This is a genomic window from Pseudorhodoplanes sp., from assembly GCF_059499825.1.
The window spans coordinates 142,173-159,996 of sequence record NZ_JCABZI010000002.1 but is presented as its reverse complement, the minus strand read 5'-3'; the positions used below and the strand labels follow the sequence as shown (position 1 = coordinate 159,996).

Here is a 17,824-nt window from a genome sequence, read left to right as displayed (position 1 = left end):
AGGGCGGTACGATGGCTCACGCGGTATGGCAACCGCGCCGGGACGAATTGCTGCAGCGTCAGATTCTCACACCGGCTCGCCGGTGATGACGAGGCAGGTGTTCTGCCCGCCGAAGCCGAAGGAATTCGAGATCACGCGCCGCACCTTCGCATCGCGCGCGACGTTGGGCACCACGTCCAGCGGAATCGCGGGATCCGGTATCGCATAATTGATGGTGGGCGGAATGCGCTGATTGATGATGGTGAGCGCCGACACCACCGCCTCGATCGCGCCGGCCGCCGTGAGCGTATGTCCGATCATCGATTTGTTGGACGAGATCGGGATGTCCTTCAGCCGCTCGCCGAATACGGTCGAGACGCCGAGATATTCCATCTTGTCATTTTCCGGCGTGGAGGTGCCGTGCGCGTTGATGTAGTCGACATCGGCGGGCGTCACGCCGGCATCGGCCAGCGCATTGCGCATGCATGAAATCACCGGCTTGCCGTCCGGGCTCGAGCGGGTGCGGTGGAAATTGTCGGCCTTCTCGCCGCAGCCCTCGACCACGGCGAGGATTTTCGCGCCGCGCGCCACCGCATGATCGTAGCTTTCCAGCACGACGGCGCCAGCACCTTCGGCCAGCACGAATCCGTCGCGGTTTTTCGAAAACGGACGCGAGGCACCGGCCGGCGCGGCGTTGTTGGTGGACAGAGCCGAGAGCAGCGAAAACCGCACCACCGATTCCGCCGTGATCGAGCCGTCGGCGCCGATCGCAAGCGCCGCGTCGCATTCGCCGCGCTGGATCGCCTCGACCCCGAGCTGGATCGCGGTCGCACCGGAGGCGCAGGCGGTGGTCAGCGAGATCGGCGAGCCCTTGGTGCCGAAATGCTCGGCGAGGCGTTCCGGCACCACGCCGTATTTCGATTCCTCATAAAACGGCGCGAATTGCGGGTTGGCGGCCACCCGCACCAGATCGGCATATTCGATCTTGTCGTTGGCGCCGGAGGCGTCGGCCAGCGCATAGCGCTGCGTCCATTCGATCTCGATCGGCGGGAAGGCGAGAAAGAACGGGCCGGGGAAATCGCCCTTGGCGAGACCGGATTGTTCGATCGCTTCATTGCCAGCGAGCCGTGCAAGCTTCTCCGACAACTCGGACGAAACCATGCCCGGTTCGAAAGCGTGGTCGACCGCGCCGGAGATCGTGGTGCGAAGCCCTTCGGTGGAAAACCGGGTGATCGAACGGATGCCGGATTCGCCCGCCGTCAGGCGATTCCAGTTGTCGTCCTTGCCAGAGCCGAGCGGGGAGACGATGCCCATTCCGGTGATGACGACAACGGGGCGGCCCTTCTTGTCGTGCAGTGCCATCGGAATTCTCCTCAATCGACGCGCTCGATGAGCGCCAGTCCTTCGCCGCGCCAGTGACCGACATTGGTGACGACCGCTTGGCGGATGCCGGTTGCGGGCGCCTCGCCCGTGTCGCCGCTGCCGGAGGGCGGAAACAGCGTTCCCTTGCGCACCGCCTGACAGCCGATCGCGATATTGGCGAGAAACTGCGCCTCCATCCCGTTGCCGATATAGGTGGTCGTGGCGCGGACCGGGAGGCCGATCTGCCTCAGCGTCTCGCGTTCTTCCGACGTCGCCGGTTCGACACCGGATGCGCCGGAAATCACCACGGCGCCCGCGCGATCGACGCCAGCCTCGATCGCCTTCCACTCGTCGAGAAGGGTGGCGGAGGTATCCCCGGGATGACGCGGATTGCGGTTCGATTGCACGCTCGCCAGCCGGGCCACCGGCCTGGCGCCGCGCTTCTCCGCATGCGCCCGGCTTTCGAGCACGACAAAGGCGCCCATGGCCGCAAGCGCCAGAGCGCCCGCGGGTCCCCGGTCCCAGACCGGCCGGAATGGCGCTTCCAGAAGCGGGGTGCCGAGCCGGAACAGCAGAACGAGATCCCAGCGCGTGCCGTTATAGGCGCCGCCGACCAGCGTGATGTCGCTTTGTCCCGCGGCGATACGGGCATGAGCGACACGCAGCGCGTCGGCCCCCGAGGCTTCCTCGCCCATGAAGGTGCGCGAGGAACCGACAACGCCGTGGACCAGCGAGATATTGCCGGCCAGCAGGTTCGGCAGTTGCGCCAGGAACAGAGTGGGGCGCAGATCGCTCATCAGCCGTTCGTTGACGAAGGCGTCTCGCTTCTCGACGTTGCGGACGTCGGTCAGGATCGCAGTGTCGACTGCGACGTCGCGCTCGCCGCCGCCCGCGGCCACGATCATATCGGTCTTGTCGAGAATATCGGTGTTCTTGGCGATTCCGGCATCGGTCAGGGCAAGGCCGGCGGCATAGACGCCGATGCGCTGCCAGGCTTCCATCTGGCGCTGATCGCCCTTTTTCGGAATCTGGCTGTCGAAATTGATCGGTGGCGTCGGGAAGGTGATGTAGGGCGCGAACGTCTTGTCGTCATAGGGCGGCTCGACGCCGGCCATCAGCCTGTCCCAATGCTGATCGAGCCCCTCGCCAAGCGCGGAGACCACACCGGTCCCGGTAATCCAGACTTCCTGGCGCTCGTTCACAAAAACTCTCTCTATCCCTGGGCGTCGACTTTGCGGAACTTCTCCAGCGGGAAGTCCAGTTGCTTCGCCCAGGTCACCATCGTGTTCTGGAATTCGGGGCTGGGATAGGGGATGATCCGGTAGGTCAGGCGCGCATCCGCAATCGCCGTCTCGCCCGACCGGATCTTTCCGTCCGCGATCGCGAATCCAGACCCGTCATGGACGATCTTGCCCTCGGTCGAAAGCTCCATGCCGGGAAAGACAGCGCCGCGCACCTTGGCTTCCTTCACGCCGGCAAGGACAGGTAGTCCGGTAAAGCCGGTAATCGCGCTGACCAGCCAGCCGCAGGTCTGCGCCATGTTTTCGATCAGGAGCACGCCGGGCATAAGCGGATAGCCCGGGAAATGCCCCTCGAAAACCGGACTTTCCATTGGAACCTTGCTCTCCGCCCGGATCCAGCGCTCGTCCGCCTTCACCTCGACAAAGCGGTCGAGCATCTGGAAATATTCAAGCCGCATGGGCGTCCGCCCCTGCTCGGAACGGCCTCTGGAAGCGATCCGGTAGCGTCATCCGGTGGCGTCTCAGGCTGTGCTCTTGGCCGCGATCAATTCATCGATGCGGGCGCACAGATTTTTCAACACAAAATACTGTTCGGTGGTCGCCTGGCCATCGTTGATCTGCTGGGTCCATTGCTCCAGCGGCAACTTGATTCCGAAGGCCTTGTCGATCGCGAATGCGATATCCAGGAAATCGAGACTGTCGATCTTGAGGTCATCGATCGCGTGGCTCTCCGGCGTGATCTTGTCGCGGGGAATGTCGCAGGTTTCGGCAATGATATCGGCGACTTTGTCAAAAGTGGTGGACATCGGTGCTCTCAGATCACGGGCAGGCGGCGGACGCCCAGGGAGGGACGGCTAAAATCTGCCGCTTGCGGGGTTTCGAAGCCGTATAGCGAAGGCGGGCAGCAAGTTCAACGGCGTGCAGACACCCTTCGGCCTTGTGCGGCGGGCGTCAATTCCCTAACCAGCAATCCGCAAGCCCGATACCGGTGGATGATGAGCGACCCTGCGGTCAAAAAACGCTGTGTTTTCTTTCTGGGGGGCTATGAGCCGATTCCGCCGGAGCGGCAGCGCGAGCGGTATATTCGTGAACTTGCCCGTTCCGGGAGGGTCTGGGAGGCCAAAACAGAGGTCGGTCCGCTCGAAATGGCGCCCGAGCGCATGGTGGGGACCTGGCGGATCGCCGCCAGTGGGCCGAACTGGTCGACCGATGCCGCTTATCGCTCGCTCCTGTGGCACGACATCGTGCTCGAGGATTTCGCGCGTCCGGCCTGGCAGCGCGTGATCCGCGCTGTGGTGGCTTTCGGCGATTTCATCCTGACCGGCACGGCCTTCCGGTATTTCAGGGTCAACTGGCGCTACGGGCTGTTCTTTGCCTATCCGGTGATGCTGCTCCTGGCCTTCGCGGCGCTGTCGATCTATGCGGCCTCGTTCCTGCCGGGGCTTGGGCTGCCGTTTCCCTATCTGCTGGTACCGTTGGCGGCGGTTGCGGTGTTTGCGCTCCTGATGGTCTGGCCGGGGCGATTCCTGCTGCTGGCCTATATGATGGATGACTGGATTTTCGGGCACGAGCTGGTCCACCGCTCGCGCGCCGGTTTCGACCGCCGGCTGGAAGGATTTGCGCAGGAATTGGCCGAGGTGTTGCGGCGAAATGACAACGACGAGGTGGTTTTCGCGGCCCACAGCCTCGGATGTGCGTTGAAGGTGGCGGTGGTCGACCGCGCGCTCCAGCTGGTGCCGGATTTCGGCAAGAACGGCGAACGGCTGTCGCTTTTGTCCACCGGTTCCTCGATCCTGAAAATCGCGTTTCATCCAAAAGGAGGCTGGCTGCGCGAATCGATTGCGCGGGTATCGGCGCATCCGGCGATTTTCTGGATCGACTACCAGACCATGGCTGACCCGATCAGCTTCTATAACGTCGACATGCTGAAGGTGCTGAAGCTGCCGGACACCGGCCGGCCGATGATCCGTCGGGTGCATATCCGCGATATGCTGGAGGCGGCGACCTACCGGCGGTTCAAGGCGAACTTCTTTCGCCTGCATCGCCAACTGGTTATGGGCAACGAGAAGCGGTACTTCTACGATTATTATATGATCTGCTGCGGGCCGCTGCGCCTGGAAACGCGTGTATTGCGGCCTGAGACGGTGGTCCCGAGCTTCGCCCAGGATGGCTCACTCGTCGCGCAGCCGGACGCCGCCGCTCTTGCGGAAAGGAAAACCACATCGTGACCCCCGACATTGCCAAAGCCATTCTGATCATCGGGGCGGTGGCCTGGTTCATCATCCGCCTGCCGCATCAAAAGCGGTCGTGGAAGACCAAGACCCGTCTCGACCGGCGCACCACCCGCGAAAAGATTTTGCTGACCTGCTCCTTCACCGGGCTTGGGATCATTCCCTTCCTGTATGTTTTTTCGGGCGTACCGCGCTTCGCCGATTATCCGTTCCAGCCGATCATGGCCTGGCTCGGTGCCGCCATGTTCGCGGCGGCGTTATGGCTGTTCTACCGCGTGCACCGGGAACTCGGCCGAAACTGGTCCGATTCGCTGGAGGTGCGTGAGCAGCATGCGCTCGTGACCGATGGCCTCTACCGCTACGTGCGCCATCCCATGTACACCGCCTTTTTCATGTGGGCGGTGGCGCAGGCTTTGCTGCTGCCGAACTGGATCGCGGGGCCTGCCGGACTCGTCGGTTTCGGGACCTTGTTCCTGTTCCGGGTGGGTCGTGAGGAGGAGATGATGCTGGAAAATTTCGGGGACGATTACCGCGCCTACATGAAGCGGACGGCGCGCCTCATCCCGGGGGTCTATTAGCGGCTGCGAGCCGCGAAGGGTTTCCGGACCCGGGTACGCACAGGTGCGTGACATCCCGGCAACACACCCGAATGTTCACGTTTAAAAATTTCTAGCAATGTGGCGTTTCGCTGGCGAGGCGTTGTAGACCGGTTCGGCATTGGCGGGCGGTTCGGTGACGGGCCCGAATCAGAACAAGAGACGGAGCATCGGGGTCCAATGATGGGGATCAGGCGAAACTTGTTGCTCTTGCCCATCGTCGCGGCAGCCGTGTCGCTGGCGGCGCCCTCATTTGCTCAGACGACAGCCTCGACCAAGCCGACAGCCTCCACCGACGGACGCTCCTCGCGCTCCAACGCGTCTGCTGCGCAGAAGAACGGTCACGTCTATCTCCTGCGCGGATTGCTGAACATTTTCTCGCTCGGCATGGACGATCTTGGTGCCAAGATTCAGGCGAGAGGAATCAGCGCGAGCGTTCACAACCACTCCGAATGGCAGGGGCTCGCAGACAACATCGCGGTCCAGTACAAGGCCAAGCAGCATGGTCCCGTGGTGCTGGTGGGGCATTCGCTCGGCGCCGATGCAGTGATGTTCATGGCCGAATATCTCGGCAAGAAGGGCGTCCCGGTTGCGCTGGTTGTGCCGTTCGACGGCACTGGCTCGTTCGCTGCCTCGAGCAATGTCAGTCAGGTCTATAACGTCACCCAGCGCGATTATGCCTATATGCGCAAAGGCGCAGGCTTTCGCGGGCAGCTCCAGAATGTCGACGTGAGCGGTCAGGGTTACGGCCATATCGACATCGACAAGTCGCCGAAACTGCATGCGATGGTGCTTGGCCGTATTCAGTCCGTGATTCGGACGCGCGGGGCTCCGCGCACCGTCGACGACGGCTCTCCGGCCCCGCGGGTCCGCCCGGCCGCGGCACAGCCCGAAAGTTCGCAGTCGAAGCCGTCTGGTGCCGACTCCACGGCGGCGCCGACAGCTTCTGGATCGGCCCAGGTTACTGCCGCAACGCGGGCGAGCGAGGGTGCCGTTACGTCGTCCAAGCCGTCCGCCGAAGCCGCCGCATCGGTTCAGCCGGCTGCCAAGCCCGTTCCGGCGACCACCGCGAGCACCAATGCATCGGCCAATACCGAGGGTGCGCGCGCGGTTTCGACCCCGCCTGCGGTGTCGCGTCCGGCCTCGGTGACGAGTGACGCGAAGCGTCGCCCGGCCGGTTCCGAGGCCGGTGCCAAACCCGCTTTGCGCTTCTGATACCTCGTCAGGATTGATCGCACCGGCCTGCAGCGCGCGGGCAGATGTTGCGTGTCCGAAACCGCGTAGCGGGGAACCAGTCTACCGCGTGGGCGACGTTGCCTCCACCGGAGCGCAACCGCGATTGCCGGTCAGAACGCAATCCTGTGTCTTGCGCAGGGTCGCAATGGTGTCGGCGAGCCAGAACCCAGCGAGCACCAGGGCCGCGACGAACAGGAAAGCGATGGCATTCACCACCATGCGGTGGCGGAAGTCATCCGGCGCTGCATCCCGCGCATATCGATCGATGTCGTCGGCGGGCTGGCTTTCCGATCGGCCGCCGGCGGGTTGAAACGCGCGGCGGGTCCGGAAATCAACAACCCTGTCGTCTGTTGCGGATGACCGGTTGGGCGGCATCGCAGGTCCATTGCCATTGTACGGGACTGACTTAGCACGATCCGACACCGCCGGACTATCGCGCCTCGCAATCCTGTCCTGCAATCTCGCGATGAAAAGCGGGAACCTGCGAGAAGCGCTCTTGCGGAAGAACGCCCGCGAGAGCAACAGGTTTCAGACTTTCGGGAACCGGTCGCTTAGCTGTTGTCCGGCTCCAGCATGCCGGACTTGAACAACATGCCCGCCACGCCTGCGCCAATCAGCGGAGCGATGATGAAAAGCCAGAGTTGTCCGATCGCGGCCGGGTTGCTGCCGGCGCCGATCAGGGCAGGGCCGATCGAGCGGGCCGGGTTTACCGAGACGCCGGTCACGTTGATGCCGACGATATGTATGGCGGTGAGCGTCAGCCCGATGGCGAGGCCGGCGAAATGCACCGGCGCCCGGCCATGGGTCGCGCCCAGAATGCAGACGAGGAACAGGAACGTTGCCACCGCCTCGAATACAAAGGCCGATGTGACATTGTACTGGCCGAGATAGCCTGCGCCCCAGCCGTTCTGGCCGAGACCGCCATTCCAGCCGGCCGACTTGCCCGACAGGATGAGATAGAGCACCGCAGCGCCGGCAATGGCGCCCAGCACCTGCGCGATCACGTAGGCGACAAATTCGCCGGCCGACATCCGGCCTGCGATCAGCACACCGAAGCTGACGGCCGGATTCACGTGGCAGCCGGAGATCGGCCCGATGCCGTAAGCCATCGCCACGATGGCAAGGCCGAATGCGAAGGCGATGCCGAGCACGTCGATCGCCGTGGGTCCGGTCCCCATTCCGGCGATCACGGCCGCGCCGCACCCAAAAAAGACTAGTGTGAACGTGCCGATGAATTCGGCGAATGGCTTCTTCATGGTGGCGTGCCCCCCGGCGGCTGACTGCAATGACCGATGGAACTTTGCCGGTTCCATGATTCCTTGCAAAGCCAATTTGCGAATACCTGACCGCCTGGCTGGGCGACGTGAGGCAGCCCAATACCGGAAACGGGGGAAGATTCGGCTCGCGCGGCTGTCCGCGCGTTTTTTGGCTAGGCCGGCTCCCTGAACGGGTAAGCCTCACCGTCCGGCAGCGGCACGCGAAAGACATTGAGGGTCATCGCGACCAGCGTGTAATAGCCGAGGATGCCCACGAACTCGACCATGCCGGCATCGCCGAAGAGGGCGTGGACGCGGGCATAGGTCTTGTCCGCGACGCGCCTGGTCTTGTGCAACTCGGCGATGAAATCGTAGATCGCGCGCTGTTCTTTGGTCAGCCGCGGCTCGCGTCCGTTTCGCAGCGCTTCGATGGTCGCAGCCTTGACGCCGGCTTTTTCCGCGATCGGCGCATGCACCCAGAACTCGTATTGCGAGCGCCAGAAGCGTGCCAGCACAAGGATGGTGAATTCCGACAGGGCTGGCGGTACAGACGTCTTGTAGCGGCAAAAGGCGCCGAGCTTCTGTGCGAGGTCGCCGAATTCGGGCGCTTCCAGAAACACCGCGAACGGCCCGCCGAGCGGACCCTTGCCACGGGTCTTCTGGATGTCGGCCAGCAGATCCCGCTGCTTGGGTGTCAGGTCATCTTCCGACGGGATCGTCAGGCGGGGAGCGGGCATCTTGGCGGGCTTGCGCATCGTTATTCGCTTTCCGGCTTTGCAATTGCGGCAGTTGTTTGTGGCATGGCACACGCCCCTCGCAAAGCCGTGGCTTGACGGGCGGGGCATCATCCCGGTCCATGCCGGACCAGCTTGATAAGATGGAGGGCAGTATGCCGGCGGACCGCTTCGATTTTCGCAACGACCACGGCGAATTACTGTCCGCTCTGCTCGACCGTCCGGCGGGAAAGCCGCGTGCCTACGCCCTGTTCGCGCATTGCTTTACGTGCGGCAAGGACATCCATGCGGCCAAGCGGATATCGGCAGGGCTGACCGCGCTCGGCATCGCGGTCTTGCGGTTCGATTTCACCGGCCTCGGCTCAAGCGAGGGCGAGTTCGCCAACACTACGTTTTCCTCCAACGTCGCTGACCTGATCGCCGCGGCCAAGCATATGGAAGGGCAGGGGCATGGCCCCGCGCTGCTGATCGGGCACAGTCTCGGTGGCGCTGCGATCCTCGCTGCCGCTGGTGACATCGCGTCGGCGCGGGCGGTGGTGACCATCGCTGCGCCCGCCGACCCCGCGCATGTCACGCATCTGTTCAGCGATCATGTCGATGCGATCCGCGAAGCGGGCAAACTCGAAGTCTCGCTCGGCGGGCGCCCGTTCACGATCAAGCGCGAATTCCTGGACGACATCGAGAGCCACAGGCAGACCGAGCGGATCGCGCATCTGCGCAAGGCGTTGCTGATCTTTCATTCGCCGACCGACGAGACCGTGGGGATCGACAACGCCACCGCCATTTTCGTCGCGGCCAAGCATCCGAAGAGTTTCGTTTCGCTGGCCGGCGCCGACCATCTGCTGAGCCGGAAAGAAGACTCGGCCTATGTCGCGAATGTCATAGCCGCCTGGGCCGAGCGCTATCTCGATATGCCGATGCCGACGGAGAATCTCGAAGCCGACGCCGGCGGGGTGACGGTGACGGAAACCGGACAGGGCAAATTCCAGCAAATCGTCCGGGCCGGGCGTCATGCCCTGACCGCGGACGAACCGGTCGCGCAGGGCGGTCTCGATACCGGGCTAACGCCTTACGATCTTTTGCTGGCCGGTCTTGGCGCCTGCACCTCCATGACGTTGCGGCTTTACGCCGAACACAAGGGGCTGCCGCTGGAGCGCGTGTCGGTCGCGTTGAAGCATTCGCGCATTCACGCAGCCGATTGCGAAGCCTGCGAAACCAAGGAAGGCAAGATCGACCGCATCGACCGTGTGCTGACGCTGACGGGCAATCTCGACGCCGAGCAGCGCAAGCGGCTGCTGGAGATCGCGGATAAATGCCCGGTTCACCGCACGCTGACGTCGGAAATCGACATCCGCACGATGGAACGCGAATGACCGCGGCGTGAGGGAGTTTGGCGGCTACGCCTCGCCGAACACGCGGCTGAAGATCGTATCGACGTGCTTGAAGTGATAGCCGAGGTCGAAGTTTTCCTCGATCTCGGCTGTGCTCATCTTCGCGGTGACGCGGGGATCGGCTTTCAGGAAGGCGAGAAAATCGCCTTCGCCGCGCCAGACCTTCATCGCCGAGTCCTGAACGATCTTGTAGGCGTCTTCGCGCGAGACGCCCTTGTTGGTGAGTGCGATCAGCAGGCGTTGCGAATGCACCAGCCCGCCGAGCCGGTCGAGATTCTTCTGCATGTTTTCGGGATACACGACCAGCTTGTCGATAATGCCGGCCAGCCGGTTGAGGGCGAAATCGAGTGTGACCGTCGCATCCGGGCCGATCATGCGCTCGACCGAGGAATGCGAGATGTCGCGCTCGTGCCAGAGCGCCACGTTCTCCATCGCGGGCAATGCATAGGCGCGCACCATGCGGGCGAGCCCGGTGATGTTCTCCGACAGCACCGGATTGCGCTTGTGCGGCATGGCCGACGAGCCCTTCTGGCCCTGCGAGAAGAATTCCTCGGCTTCCAGCACCTCGGTGCGCTGCAGATGGCGGATTTCGGTGGCGAGCCGTTCGATCGAGGAGGCGACCACGCCGAGGGTGGCGAAATACATCGCGTGGCGGTCGCGGGGGATCACCTGGGTCGAGACCGGCTCCACGGTGAGGCCCATCGCCTTCGCGACATGCGCCTCAACCCGCGGGTCGATCTGGGCGAAGGTACCGACCGCACCCGAAATCGCGCAGGTCGCGATCTCCTTGCGCGCCGCAACCAGCCGCGCTTTGGCGCGGTCGAACTCGGCATAGGCCTGTGCGAGTTTCAGCCCGAACGTGGTCGGCTCGGCATGGATTCCGTGCGAGCGGCCGATGGTCGGGGTCAGCTTGTGTTCGAACGCACGCTTTTTGAGCGCGGCGAGGAGCTTGTCGGTATCGGCGATCAGGATGTCGGTCGCGCGTGCGAGTTGCACGTTCAGGCAGGTGTCGAGCACGTCGGAAGACGTCATGCCCTGATGCACGAAGCGCGCCTCGGGCCCCACGAGTTCGGCGAGATGGGTCAGAAAGGCGATGACATCGTGCTTGACCTCGGCCTCGATGGCGTCGATCCGCGCCACGTCGAATGTGGTGGCCTTGCCCTTGTCGCGGATGATCCTGGCGGCATCCTTCGGGATCAGGCCCAGTTCCGCCATCGCATCGGCTGCATGCGACTCGATCTCGAACCAGATGCGGAATTTGGTCTCGGGCGACCAGATGGCCGCCATTTCGGGCCGGGAATAACGCGGGATCATGGGCAACTCGCGACAGGGTTCCGGGGCGTCGCCTAACACGGCGCCGCCCGCCGGCAAACCCTGCCGGGGCCTCAGCCGCGGCTTTTCACAGGCGCCGCAGTGGCCTCAGCGGAACAGACCGTAGGTTTCCCACTGATCTTCCGGGATCGGATCGCCGATCTTGTAGGTGAAGGTGGAGACCGTCTTGTGGTCGGGCGTGGCGCTGCAGGTGAAGGAATATTGGTACCACTTGCCCTTGCTGCGGAATGCGCCGCCCTTGCCCGACATCGTGTGGCCGTCGAGTGTCGGCTTGTCCAAGGCATAGGTGATTGCGCGGTCGGGCCGGTAGGTCTTGTCGTCTTTCCTGACCCTGTTCATGGCTTCGATCGCACAGAGCTGCTCCAGCCGTGTCATCGGATCGAGATGTTCGAGACTGTTGTCGATCCGTTTGCTTTTTGCGTCTGCGGCGGTGTTGAACACCAGCGCGATGCATGCTGCCCATACGATCTGCTTCATTCCGTATTCCCAGATAAGTCGTGGCTTGAACTCGGTACAGGGTCTGCCCGATCGGCGTCACCCTCCTTTCCGTGCGGCTTCCAGCCGCAGCGCCGCAGTCTGCACGTCGGCGAGATCGCGGAAGGCGAGCTTGCCGGTATAGTCGACGTCCCGCAGTTTCGTGGACATGCCGGAGGCGAAATAGAGATGGCCGCCCCGACCGCCCGCGGTCATGATTTCCGGCGTGGCATCCATCCGCTCGAACTCGCAGCTCACGAAGTCGGGCCGAATCCCGTTGCGCACGATCAGGGCGCGGCGGTCGGTGATGGCATAGACGGTGTATCGCGTGCCGATCGCCATGATGACGGGGCCGGCCAGCAGGGCAATGCCGACCATGGCCAGCGGAATGGCGATCACTGGCGACGCGCGGCCGGCAAAATAAAGCCCGAGCACGCCGATGCTCCAGGGCACGCCGATCCACCACAGGAACATCTTGTTGCGCAGCGTGACCCAGATATCCGGCCGTACTGCATACAGAACGCGCTCGCCGGGCTCGAGCTTGCCGGAGAGCAGGGTCAGCGCATGGGCCGGTGCAATCACGCCGCTTCGCCGCGTGCCAGAGCGCCGGCATGGCGAATGGCCGCGATATTGCTGCGATAGGCCTCTGCGCCGCCCTTGAAGATCGCGGAGCCTGCGACCAGCACATTGGCGCCCGCAGCGGCCACCGCTGCGGCGGTGTCCGGCGTGATCCCGCCATCGACTTCGATATCGATCGGCCGGCCGCCGACCATTGCCTTGATGCGGGCGATCTTCTCGACCGCGGCGGGGATGAAGGCCTGGCCGCCGAATCCCGGATTGACCGACATCACCAGCACCAGATCGACCAGGTCGAGCACATGCTCGATGCTGCTCTCATGGGTGCCGGGATTCATGGTAACGCCGGCCTTCTTTCCCAGCGCGCGAATGGTCTGCAGCGAGCGGTGCAGATGAGGCCCGGCCTCGACATGCACGGTGATGATGTCGGAGCCGGCCTTCGCGAACGCTTCGAGATGCGGATCGGCGGGCGCGATCATCAGATGCACGTCGAAAACCTTCTTCGAATGCGGCCGCATCGCCTTGATCGCATCGGGTCCGAAGGTGATGTTCGGTACGAAATGTCCGTCCATCACGTCGAGATGGATCCAGTCGGCGCCAGCTTCGTCGACCGCGCGCACTTCATCGCCCAGCCTGGCGAAATCGGAGGCGAGAATCGAAGGCGCAATGAGGAGCGGTCGGGTCATCCGGAATGCCTACCACCCCGCCTCCGGGCGGGCAATGAAGCTCAAATCCGGCTGTTGATTCGGCGCGCCACCGGGCCGAGCAGGTAGGGCGCGAAATAAATCGGGAACTGCGCCATCGCGAAATAGAACCAGACCTGATCCGGCAGGACGCTGCCGGCCGCGGCCAGCATCAGCCCGGTATTTCGCTGCGACGTCATCAAGCCGAGCGCAAAGGCGTCGCGCCATCCGGCGGCCGAGAAGACCAGCAGGGTCAGGACCAGCATCGCGATGCCGACCCCGAAGGCGAGGGCGAACAGGCCAATCGCCTTCACCGGATCGGCATAGCTGCGCGCCGCCACGTCGTGCATCAGCGCGCAGCAAAAGACGAGCAGCAGCAGCACGCTCATGCCGTCGAGTTCCGCGCGCCTCCTGACGATGGCCTCCGTGCCGGTCAGGCGGCGGACAATCGTCGCGATCAGCGCCGCGCCGGCCAGCATCGCGAACAGAGTCAGGCCCAATCCCGCAGGCGACAGGCTGACGGCGCCGTCCGCGAAGGCGCGCACGAACAGGGGCGCGGTGAGCGGGATCAGGATCGTGCAGCCGGCCAGCGCCGACAGCACCAGCGCCGCGTCGAGCCCCATGATCGCGGCGATGGCCGGCGCGGACATCATCGGGATGCTCACGGCCTGCAGCAGCAGCGCCACGAACAGCTCCGGCGAATAGGCCTTGAAACCGGCCAGCCAGTAGAGCCCGATCAGCAGCAGGGGCTGCGCCAGCATGACCCACAGGCTCGCGCCAAGGACGAGGCCGGGCCGGGCCAGCCGTGCCCGGATGGCGTCCGGATCGACGCGCAGGAATGTCAGCACCAGCAGCAGGAACACCGACGCGGGCAGAAGCGGTTTGAGGACGCCGAGCGGCGGCACCGACACGCCGATGATGATCACCGCTGCGACGGCGCGGGTGCCTTGCCGGCCGAGCCATGCCAGCGCCGCAAGCACTGCGTCAAAAAAGGGCATGCCGCGTGATACTGCACGGCTGTCGCCTAATCCATATATCTGTGACATTCACCCCGCGAATCGCGGGGCCAGCATGGCCGTTCATTTGGGGACATCATGGCGCGTACCGATGCAATCGTTCTTGGCGCCGGCATGGTCGGCGTGTCCGCCGCCGTACATCTGGCGAAGCGCGGGCTCTCCGTCGCGCTGGTCGACCGCCGCGCGCCGGGCGAGGAGACCTCCTACGGCAATGCCGGGATCATCGAGGGCAACACGTATTTCCCGTATCCGTTTCCGACCGCCGTCTCCGCGTTGCTGAAGATAGCGTTCAAGCAGGCGCCGGAGGCGAATTACCATCTGTCCTATCTGCCGAAGCTGGCGCCGTGGCTGTTCGCCTATCTGCGCCACTCGACCGCCGACGCAATGCTCGATTTTGCCCAGACCATGCGTCCGCTGTTTGCGGCCTCGATCGCCGATCATGAGACGCTGATGCGGGAAGCGGGCTCGGAACGCTATCTGCGCACCAATGGCTGGCTGAAAATCTACCGCACCACGGCCGCCTTCGACGCCGCCAAGCCCGATCTCGACGCGATTGCGGCCGCCGGTCTCGCCTTCGAACCGCTCGACGTGAATGGCTCGCTAGCGCTGGAGCCCGGCCTGTCGCCGGTATTCGAGCGCAGCATTTTCTGGCCCCAGGCCGCGAGTGTGAGCAATCCTCTGGCCGTCACCCGCTCCTATGCCGAACTGTTCAAGTCGCTCGGCGGTGTCTCCTTGTCCGGCGACGCGCGCACGCTGCACCGCTCGGACGGGCGCTGGCGCGTCGACACCTCGGAAGGGCCGGTCGATGCTGCGACCGCGGTTGTCGCGCTCGGCCCGTGGGCGCAGGACGTACTCGAACCCTTGAACATCAACCTGCCGCTCGAAGTTAAGCGCGGTTATCACCTGCATTTCGGCGCCGAGGGCAACAAGGGTCTGAACCGGCCGGTGCTCGATGCCGAGGTTGGCTACGCCGTGGTGCCGATGGAGCAAGGGCTGCGGCTCACCACCGGCGCCGAATTCGCCTCCCGCAATGCCAAGCCAACGCCTGTGCAGTTCGATCGCGTGCTGCCGAAGGCGCGCGCGCTGTTTCCGCTCGGCAAGCCGCTGGAGTCAGAGCCCTGGATGGGACGGCGGCCGTGCTTCCCGGATTCAAAACCGGTGATCGGACCAGCGCCGGGCCAGCCCGGCTTGTGGCTCGATTATGGGCATGCGCATTGGGGCCTGACGCTCGGGCCGGTCAGCGGGCGGTTGCTTGCCGAAATGATTACGGGCGAGGTGCCGTTCACCGATCCGGCGCCGTACAGCGCCGCGCGATTTGCGCGCTAGGTTTTGCCTTGATGCGTTTTCGTTGCGCGAACCTGTACTCGCTTCGCTCGAGAACGCTTTAATGCCGGGTTGGTCGCCTGGGCTGCGTCAGTTCGCGAAACTGAAAGCGGCCGCGGATGGCGATGTTGAAGAACGCGCCCTTCGACGGCGACGCCCGGAACGCGTCATACATCGATTGCGGTACGTCGCCATAGGCGAAGGCGCGCCCTGATCTGAAGGTGATCTGCAATTCGCGCCGGTCGGGCAGATACACCGCGTCTCGGATACCCGCGAGGCCGGGTTGTTGCCGGTAAAGGAGTCCGGGCGGAAATCGTCGTACGTTCGCCGACATGATTGCGTTTCCTTGCAATCATTATTGCTCCGTAAATAAGCGCGGCGAAAGACGGTGGTTCGATTGTATTGCCGGGATGGTTTATCTGTCGGATTTTACGCGAACTTGTCGCGCCAGGCCGGCACCGCGCCGTCGAACGGCAAAGCGGTCGCCTCATAGACGCCGCGGGCGATCGCGCGCGCCAGCACATTGGCGGCAAGCACACCGAGCGCGGTGAGCGCGAAGAGCGGATCGGGCAGGGGCTTCTGTCCGGTCGCCGCCGCGAACACGATGTCGCCATCGAGCGGCGTGTGCACCGGATAGATCGCGCGCGCACATCCTGTCTGCGCCATCACCGCAAGACGATGGCATTGCGCCTTCGAGAGGATGGCGTCGGTCGCAACCAGCGCGATGGTGGTGGCTTCGCGCGGGCCGCCCTTGGTGCGGATCGCAAGCGCGTCGGGACCAAAGACCTCCGGCCAGCCGCGGCCGCCGAATTCACCGTTCTGCTCGAACGGCGCCGCCCAGAAATGCGGGCCGTCGCCGACGGTGACGTTGCCGACGGCATTGACCACGACCAGCGCGCCGACAGTCACCCCATCCGCTGTGACGGCGGAGGCCGAGCCGATGCCGCCCTTCAGGGCTGCGGTGGTGGCGCCGAGGCCGGCGCCGGCGCTGCCGAGCTTGACATCGGCGGCTGCTGCGGCCGCTGCCCGATATCCGAGCTCGCGATAGGGCGAGAAGCGGCCCCATTGCTTGTCGCCGCCGGCCAGGAGGTCGAAAATGATCGCCCCCGGCACGATCGGCACCCGGGCGGAACCGATGGCAAAGCCGCGGCCCTGTTCGTGCAGCCATCCCTGCACGCCGGACGTCGCGTCCAGGCCAAAGGCCGAACCGCCTGACAGAGCGATCGCGTCGACGCGCTCGACCGTGGAATGCGCCGCCAGCAATTCGGTTTCGCGCGAGCCCGGCCCGCCGCCGCGAATGTCGACGGAGGCTATTGCCGGTTCATCGAAGACAATCGCGGTGGAGCCGGACCCGAGGGCGGCATCCTCGGCATGGCCGACCTTCAGCCCGGCGACATCGGTGATGAGGTTGCGCAAGCTTGCTCCGCTGGTCGCCCGCAGGCTCGTACCCGCAGCGCTTTCCCGTGATGGATCGCCGGTCAAGCCCGGCGATGACCGTGATAGCAAAACCATGCGGACCGGTCACATCATGGCGAGCGGGGACCCATCCGGCTTGCGCCGCCGCAGCGTGGCGGGCATGACAGCGCCATGCCGGACGTCTCCATCTTCGCGGCCCTGTTCGCGGGTCTGATCAGCTTTCTGTCGCCCTGCGTGCTGCCGCTGGTTCCGCCCTATCTCGTGTATCTCGCGGGCACCTCGCTGGAACGCCTGGCCGATGCTGAGCCGGAACCGCGAGTCCGGCGCGAGACGGTGTTGGCCGCGTGTCTGTTCGTTGCCGGCTTCTCCACCGTCTTCATTGCGCTCGGCGCCAGCGCGACCCTGATCGGGAGCCTGCTGCGGGCCTATTCCGATGTGCTCGCGACCATCGCAGGGGTCGCGATCATCGTCATGGGATTGCATTTCCTCGGCTTGACCCGGATCAGCTTTCTGCTGCGCGAGAAGCGCGTCGGCATGGCCAAGCCGATCGGGCTGTGGGGCGCCTATGTGATGGGGCTGGCCTTCGCCTTCGGCTGGACGCCGTGCATCGGGCCGATCCTCGCCGCTATCCTCGCGGTCGCGGCGTCGGAAGGGACCGTCGCCAAGGGCGCAGGGCTGCTCGCCATCTATTCGCTTGGACTGGGCATCCCGTTCGTGCTGGCGGCGTTTGCGGCGGAACCGTTCGCAGCGTTTCTGTCGCGGTTTCGTTCGCACATGCAGAAGGTCGAGATGGCGATGGGCGGCCTGCTGGTGCTGACGGGAATCATGTTTCTCACCGGAGGCATCACCACGATGAGTTTCTGGCTGCTGGAAACATTTCCCGCGCTGGGCCGGATCGGGTGAGGCGGCGCGGCTCGTCATTGGGTTGCGGCGCCCACGGCGCGGAACCACCAACATGATTTTTTGTTCACCGGTTGA

At 64.4% G+C, this 17,824-nt stretch carries 20 protein-coding genes; 6 read left to right on the top strand and 14 right to left on the bottom strand.

What is annotated here, in order from left to right:
• Positions 1-66: 66 nt before the first annotated feature.
• The 4 genes from AC5I5I_RS04155 to AC5I5I_RS04140 all read right to left on the bottom strand — a co-directional run bounded on the left by AC5I5I_RS04155 (position 67) and on the right by AC5I5I_RS04140 (position 3,388).
• On the bottom strand, positions 67-1,341 hold the full coding sequence (locus AC5I5I_RS04155) for a beta-ketoacyl-ACP synthase (RefSeq protein WP_495970182.1): 1,275 nt from the start codon (positions 1,339-1,341) through the stop codon (positions 67-69).
• Between the two features lie 11 nt (positions 1,342-1,352).
• Positions 1,353-2,543 (bottom strand): beta-ketoacyl-ACP synthase, encoded by a 1,191-nt coding sequence (locus AC5I5I_RS04150; protein WP_495970180.1) that lies wholly within the window; start codon positions 2,541-2,543, stop codon positions 1,353-1,355.
• 11 nt (positions 2,544-2,554) lie between these two features.
• The gene (locus AC5I5I_RS04145) at positions 2,555-3,040 is read right to left on the bottom strand and encodes a 3-hydroxyacyl-ACP dehydratase FabZ family protein (protein ID WP_495970178.1); all 486 of its coding nucleotides are present in this window, start codon (positions 3,038-3,040) and stop codon (positions 2,555-2,557) included.
• 63 nt (positions 3,041-3,103) lie between these two features.
• The gene (locus tag AC5I5I_RS04140; protein ID WP_495970176.1) at positions 3,104-3,388 is read right to left on the bottom strand and encodes an acyl carrier protein; all 285 of its coding nucleotides are present in this window, start codon (positions 3,386-3,388) and stop codon (positions 3,104-3,106) included.
• A 189-nt stretch (positions 3,389-3,577) separates the two neighbouring features.
• On the opposite strand from AC5I5I_RS04140, the gene AC5I5I_RS04135 reads away from it, so the two are divergent.
• From AC5I5I_RS04135 to AC5I5I_RS04125, 3 genes are all read left to right on the top strand, one after another.
• The gene (locus AC5I5I_RS04135; RefSeq protein ID WP_495970174.1) at positions 3,578-4,810 is read left to right on the top strand and encodes a hypothetical protein; all 1,233 of its coding nucleotides are present in this window, start codon (positions 3,578-3,580) and stop codon (positions 4,808-4,810) included.
• Positions 4,807-5,391, top strand: a complete 585-nt coding sequence (locus tag AC5I5I_RS04130; protein ID WP_495970172.1) for a protein-S-isoprenylcysteine O-methyltransferase — start codon at positions 4,807-4,809, stop codon at positions 5,389-5,391. The genes AC5I5I_RS04135 and AC5I5I_RS04130 overlap by 4 nt, the downstream gene beginning before the upstream one ends.
• Positions 5,392-5,613: 222 nt before the next feature.
• Entirely contained in the window at positions 5,614-6,624 is a 1,011-nt protein-coding gene (locus AC5I5I_RS04125; RefSeq protein WP_495970170.1) for a hypothetical protein, read from the top strand.
• Between the two features lie 81 nt (positions 6,625-6,705).
• Here AC5I5I_RS04125 and AC5I5I_RS04120 read toward each other — a convergent pair whose 3' ends face one another.
• From AC5I5I_RS04120 to AC5I5I_RS04110, 3 genes are all read right to left on the bottom strand, one after another.
• Positions 6,706-7,020, bottom strand: coding sequence for a hypothetical protein (locus tag AC5I5I_RS04120; RefSeq protein ID WP_495970168.1), 315 nt, complete (start codon positions 7,018-7,020; stop codon positions 6,706-6,708).
• A gap of 176 nt (positions 7,021-7,196) precedes the next feature.
• Positions 7,197-7,901: an aquaporin gene (locus tag AC5I5I_RS04115; RefSeq protein WP_495970166.1), complete on the bottom strand. Its 705-nt coding sequence runs from the start codon at positions 7,899-7,901 to the stop codon at positions 7,197-7,199.
• Positions 7,902-8,074: 173 nt separating this feature from the next.
• Positions 8,075-8,656 (bottom strand): carboxymuconolactone decarboxylase family protein, encoded by a 582-nt coding sequence (locus AC5I5I_RS04110; protein ID WP_495970164.1) that lies wholly within the window; start codon positions 8,654-8,656, stop codon positions 8,075-8,077.
• 134 nt (positions 8,657-8,790) lie between these two features.
• On the opposite strand from AC5I5I_RS04110, the gene AC5I5I_RS04105 reads away from it, so the two are divergent.
• A complete protein-coding gene (locus AC5I5I_RS04105; RefSeq protein ID WP_495970162.1) occupies positions 8,791-10,008 on the top strand; it encodes a bifunctional alpha/beta hydrolase/OsmC family protein in 1,218 nt (405 codons plus the stop codon).
• A gap of 24 nt (positions 10,009-10,032) precedes the next feature.
• On the opposite strand, the gene purB is transcribed toward AC5I5I_RS04105, so the two are convergent.
• From purB to AC5I5I_RS04080, 5 genes are all read right to left on the bottom strand, one after another.
• Positions 10,033-11,340 (bottom strand): adenylosuccinate lyase, encoded by a 1,308-nt coding sequence (purB, locus tag AC5I5I_RS04100; RefSeq protein ID WP_495970160.1) that lies wholly within the window; start codon positions 11,338-11,340, stop codon positions 10,033-10,035.
• 105 nt (positions 11,341-11,445) lie between these two features.
• Entirely contained in the window at positions 11,446-11,835 is a 390-nt protein-coding gene (locus tag AC5I5I_RS04095) for a DUF930 domain-containing protein (protein WP_495765107.1), read from the bottom strand.
• A 57-nt stretch (positions 11,836-11,892) separates the two neighbouring features.
• Positions 11,893-12,414, bottom strand: coding sequence for a hypothetical protein (locus AC5I5I_RS04090; RefSeq protein ID WP_495765108.1), 522 nt, complete (start codon positions 12,412-12,414; stop codon positions 11,893-11,895).
• Positions 12,411-13,094 (bottom strand): ribulose-phosphate 3-epimerase, encoded by a 684-nt coding sequence (rpe, locus tag AC5I5I_RS04085; protein ID WP_495970157.1) that lies wholly within the window; start codon positions 13,092-13,094, stop codon positions 12,411-12,413. The genes AC5I5I_RS04090 and rpe overlap by 4 nt, the downstream gene beginning before the upstream one ends.
• 41 nt (positions 13,095-13,135) lie before the next feature.
• Positions 13,136-14,017, bottom strand: a complete 882-nt coding sequence (locus tag AC5I5I_RS04080; protein ID WP_495970155.1) for a Na+-dependent transporter — start codon at positions 14,015-14,017, stop codon at positions 13,136-13,138.
• Positions 14,018-14,185: 168 nt separating this feature from the next.
• Between AC5I5I_RS04080 and AC5I5I_RS04075 the strand changes: the two genes are divergently transcribed.
• Complete coding sequence (locus tag AC5I5I_RS04075; protein ID WP_495970153.1) at positions 14,186-15,433, top strand: NAD(P)/FAD-dependent oxidoreductase; 1,248 nt, start codon at positions 14,186-14,188, stop codon at positions 15,431-15,433.
• Between the two features lie 58 nt (positions 15,434-15,491).
• Here AC5I5I_RS04075 and AC5I5I_RS04070 read toward each other — a convergent pair whose 3' ends face one another.
• The gene (locus tag AC5I5I_RS04070) at positions 15,492-15,764 is read right to left on the bottom strand and encodes a KTSC domain-containing protein (RefSeq protein WP_495970151.1); all 273 of its coding nucleotides are present in this window, start codon (positions 15,762-15,764) and stop codon (positions 15,492-15,494) included.
• A 95-nt stretch (positions 15,765-15,859) separates the two neighbouring features.
• The gene (locus tag AC5I5I_RS04065) at positions 15,860-16,846 is read right to left on the bottom strand and encodes a P1 family peptidase (protein ID WP_495970149.1); all 987 of its coding nucleotides are present in this window, start codon (positions 16,844-16,846) and stop codon (positions 15,860-15,862) included.
• 171 nt (positions 16,847-17,017) lie between these two features.
• On the opposite strand from AC5I5I_RS04065, the gene AC5I5I_RS04060 reads away from it, so the two are divergent.
• Entirely contained in the window at positions 17,018-17,749 is a 732-nt protein-coding gene (locus tag AC5I5I_RS04060) for a cytochrome c biogenesis CcdA family protein (protein ID WP_495970147.1), read from the top strand.
• The last annotated feature ends 75 nt before the right edge of the window (positions 17,750-17,824 follow it).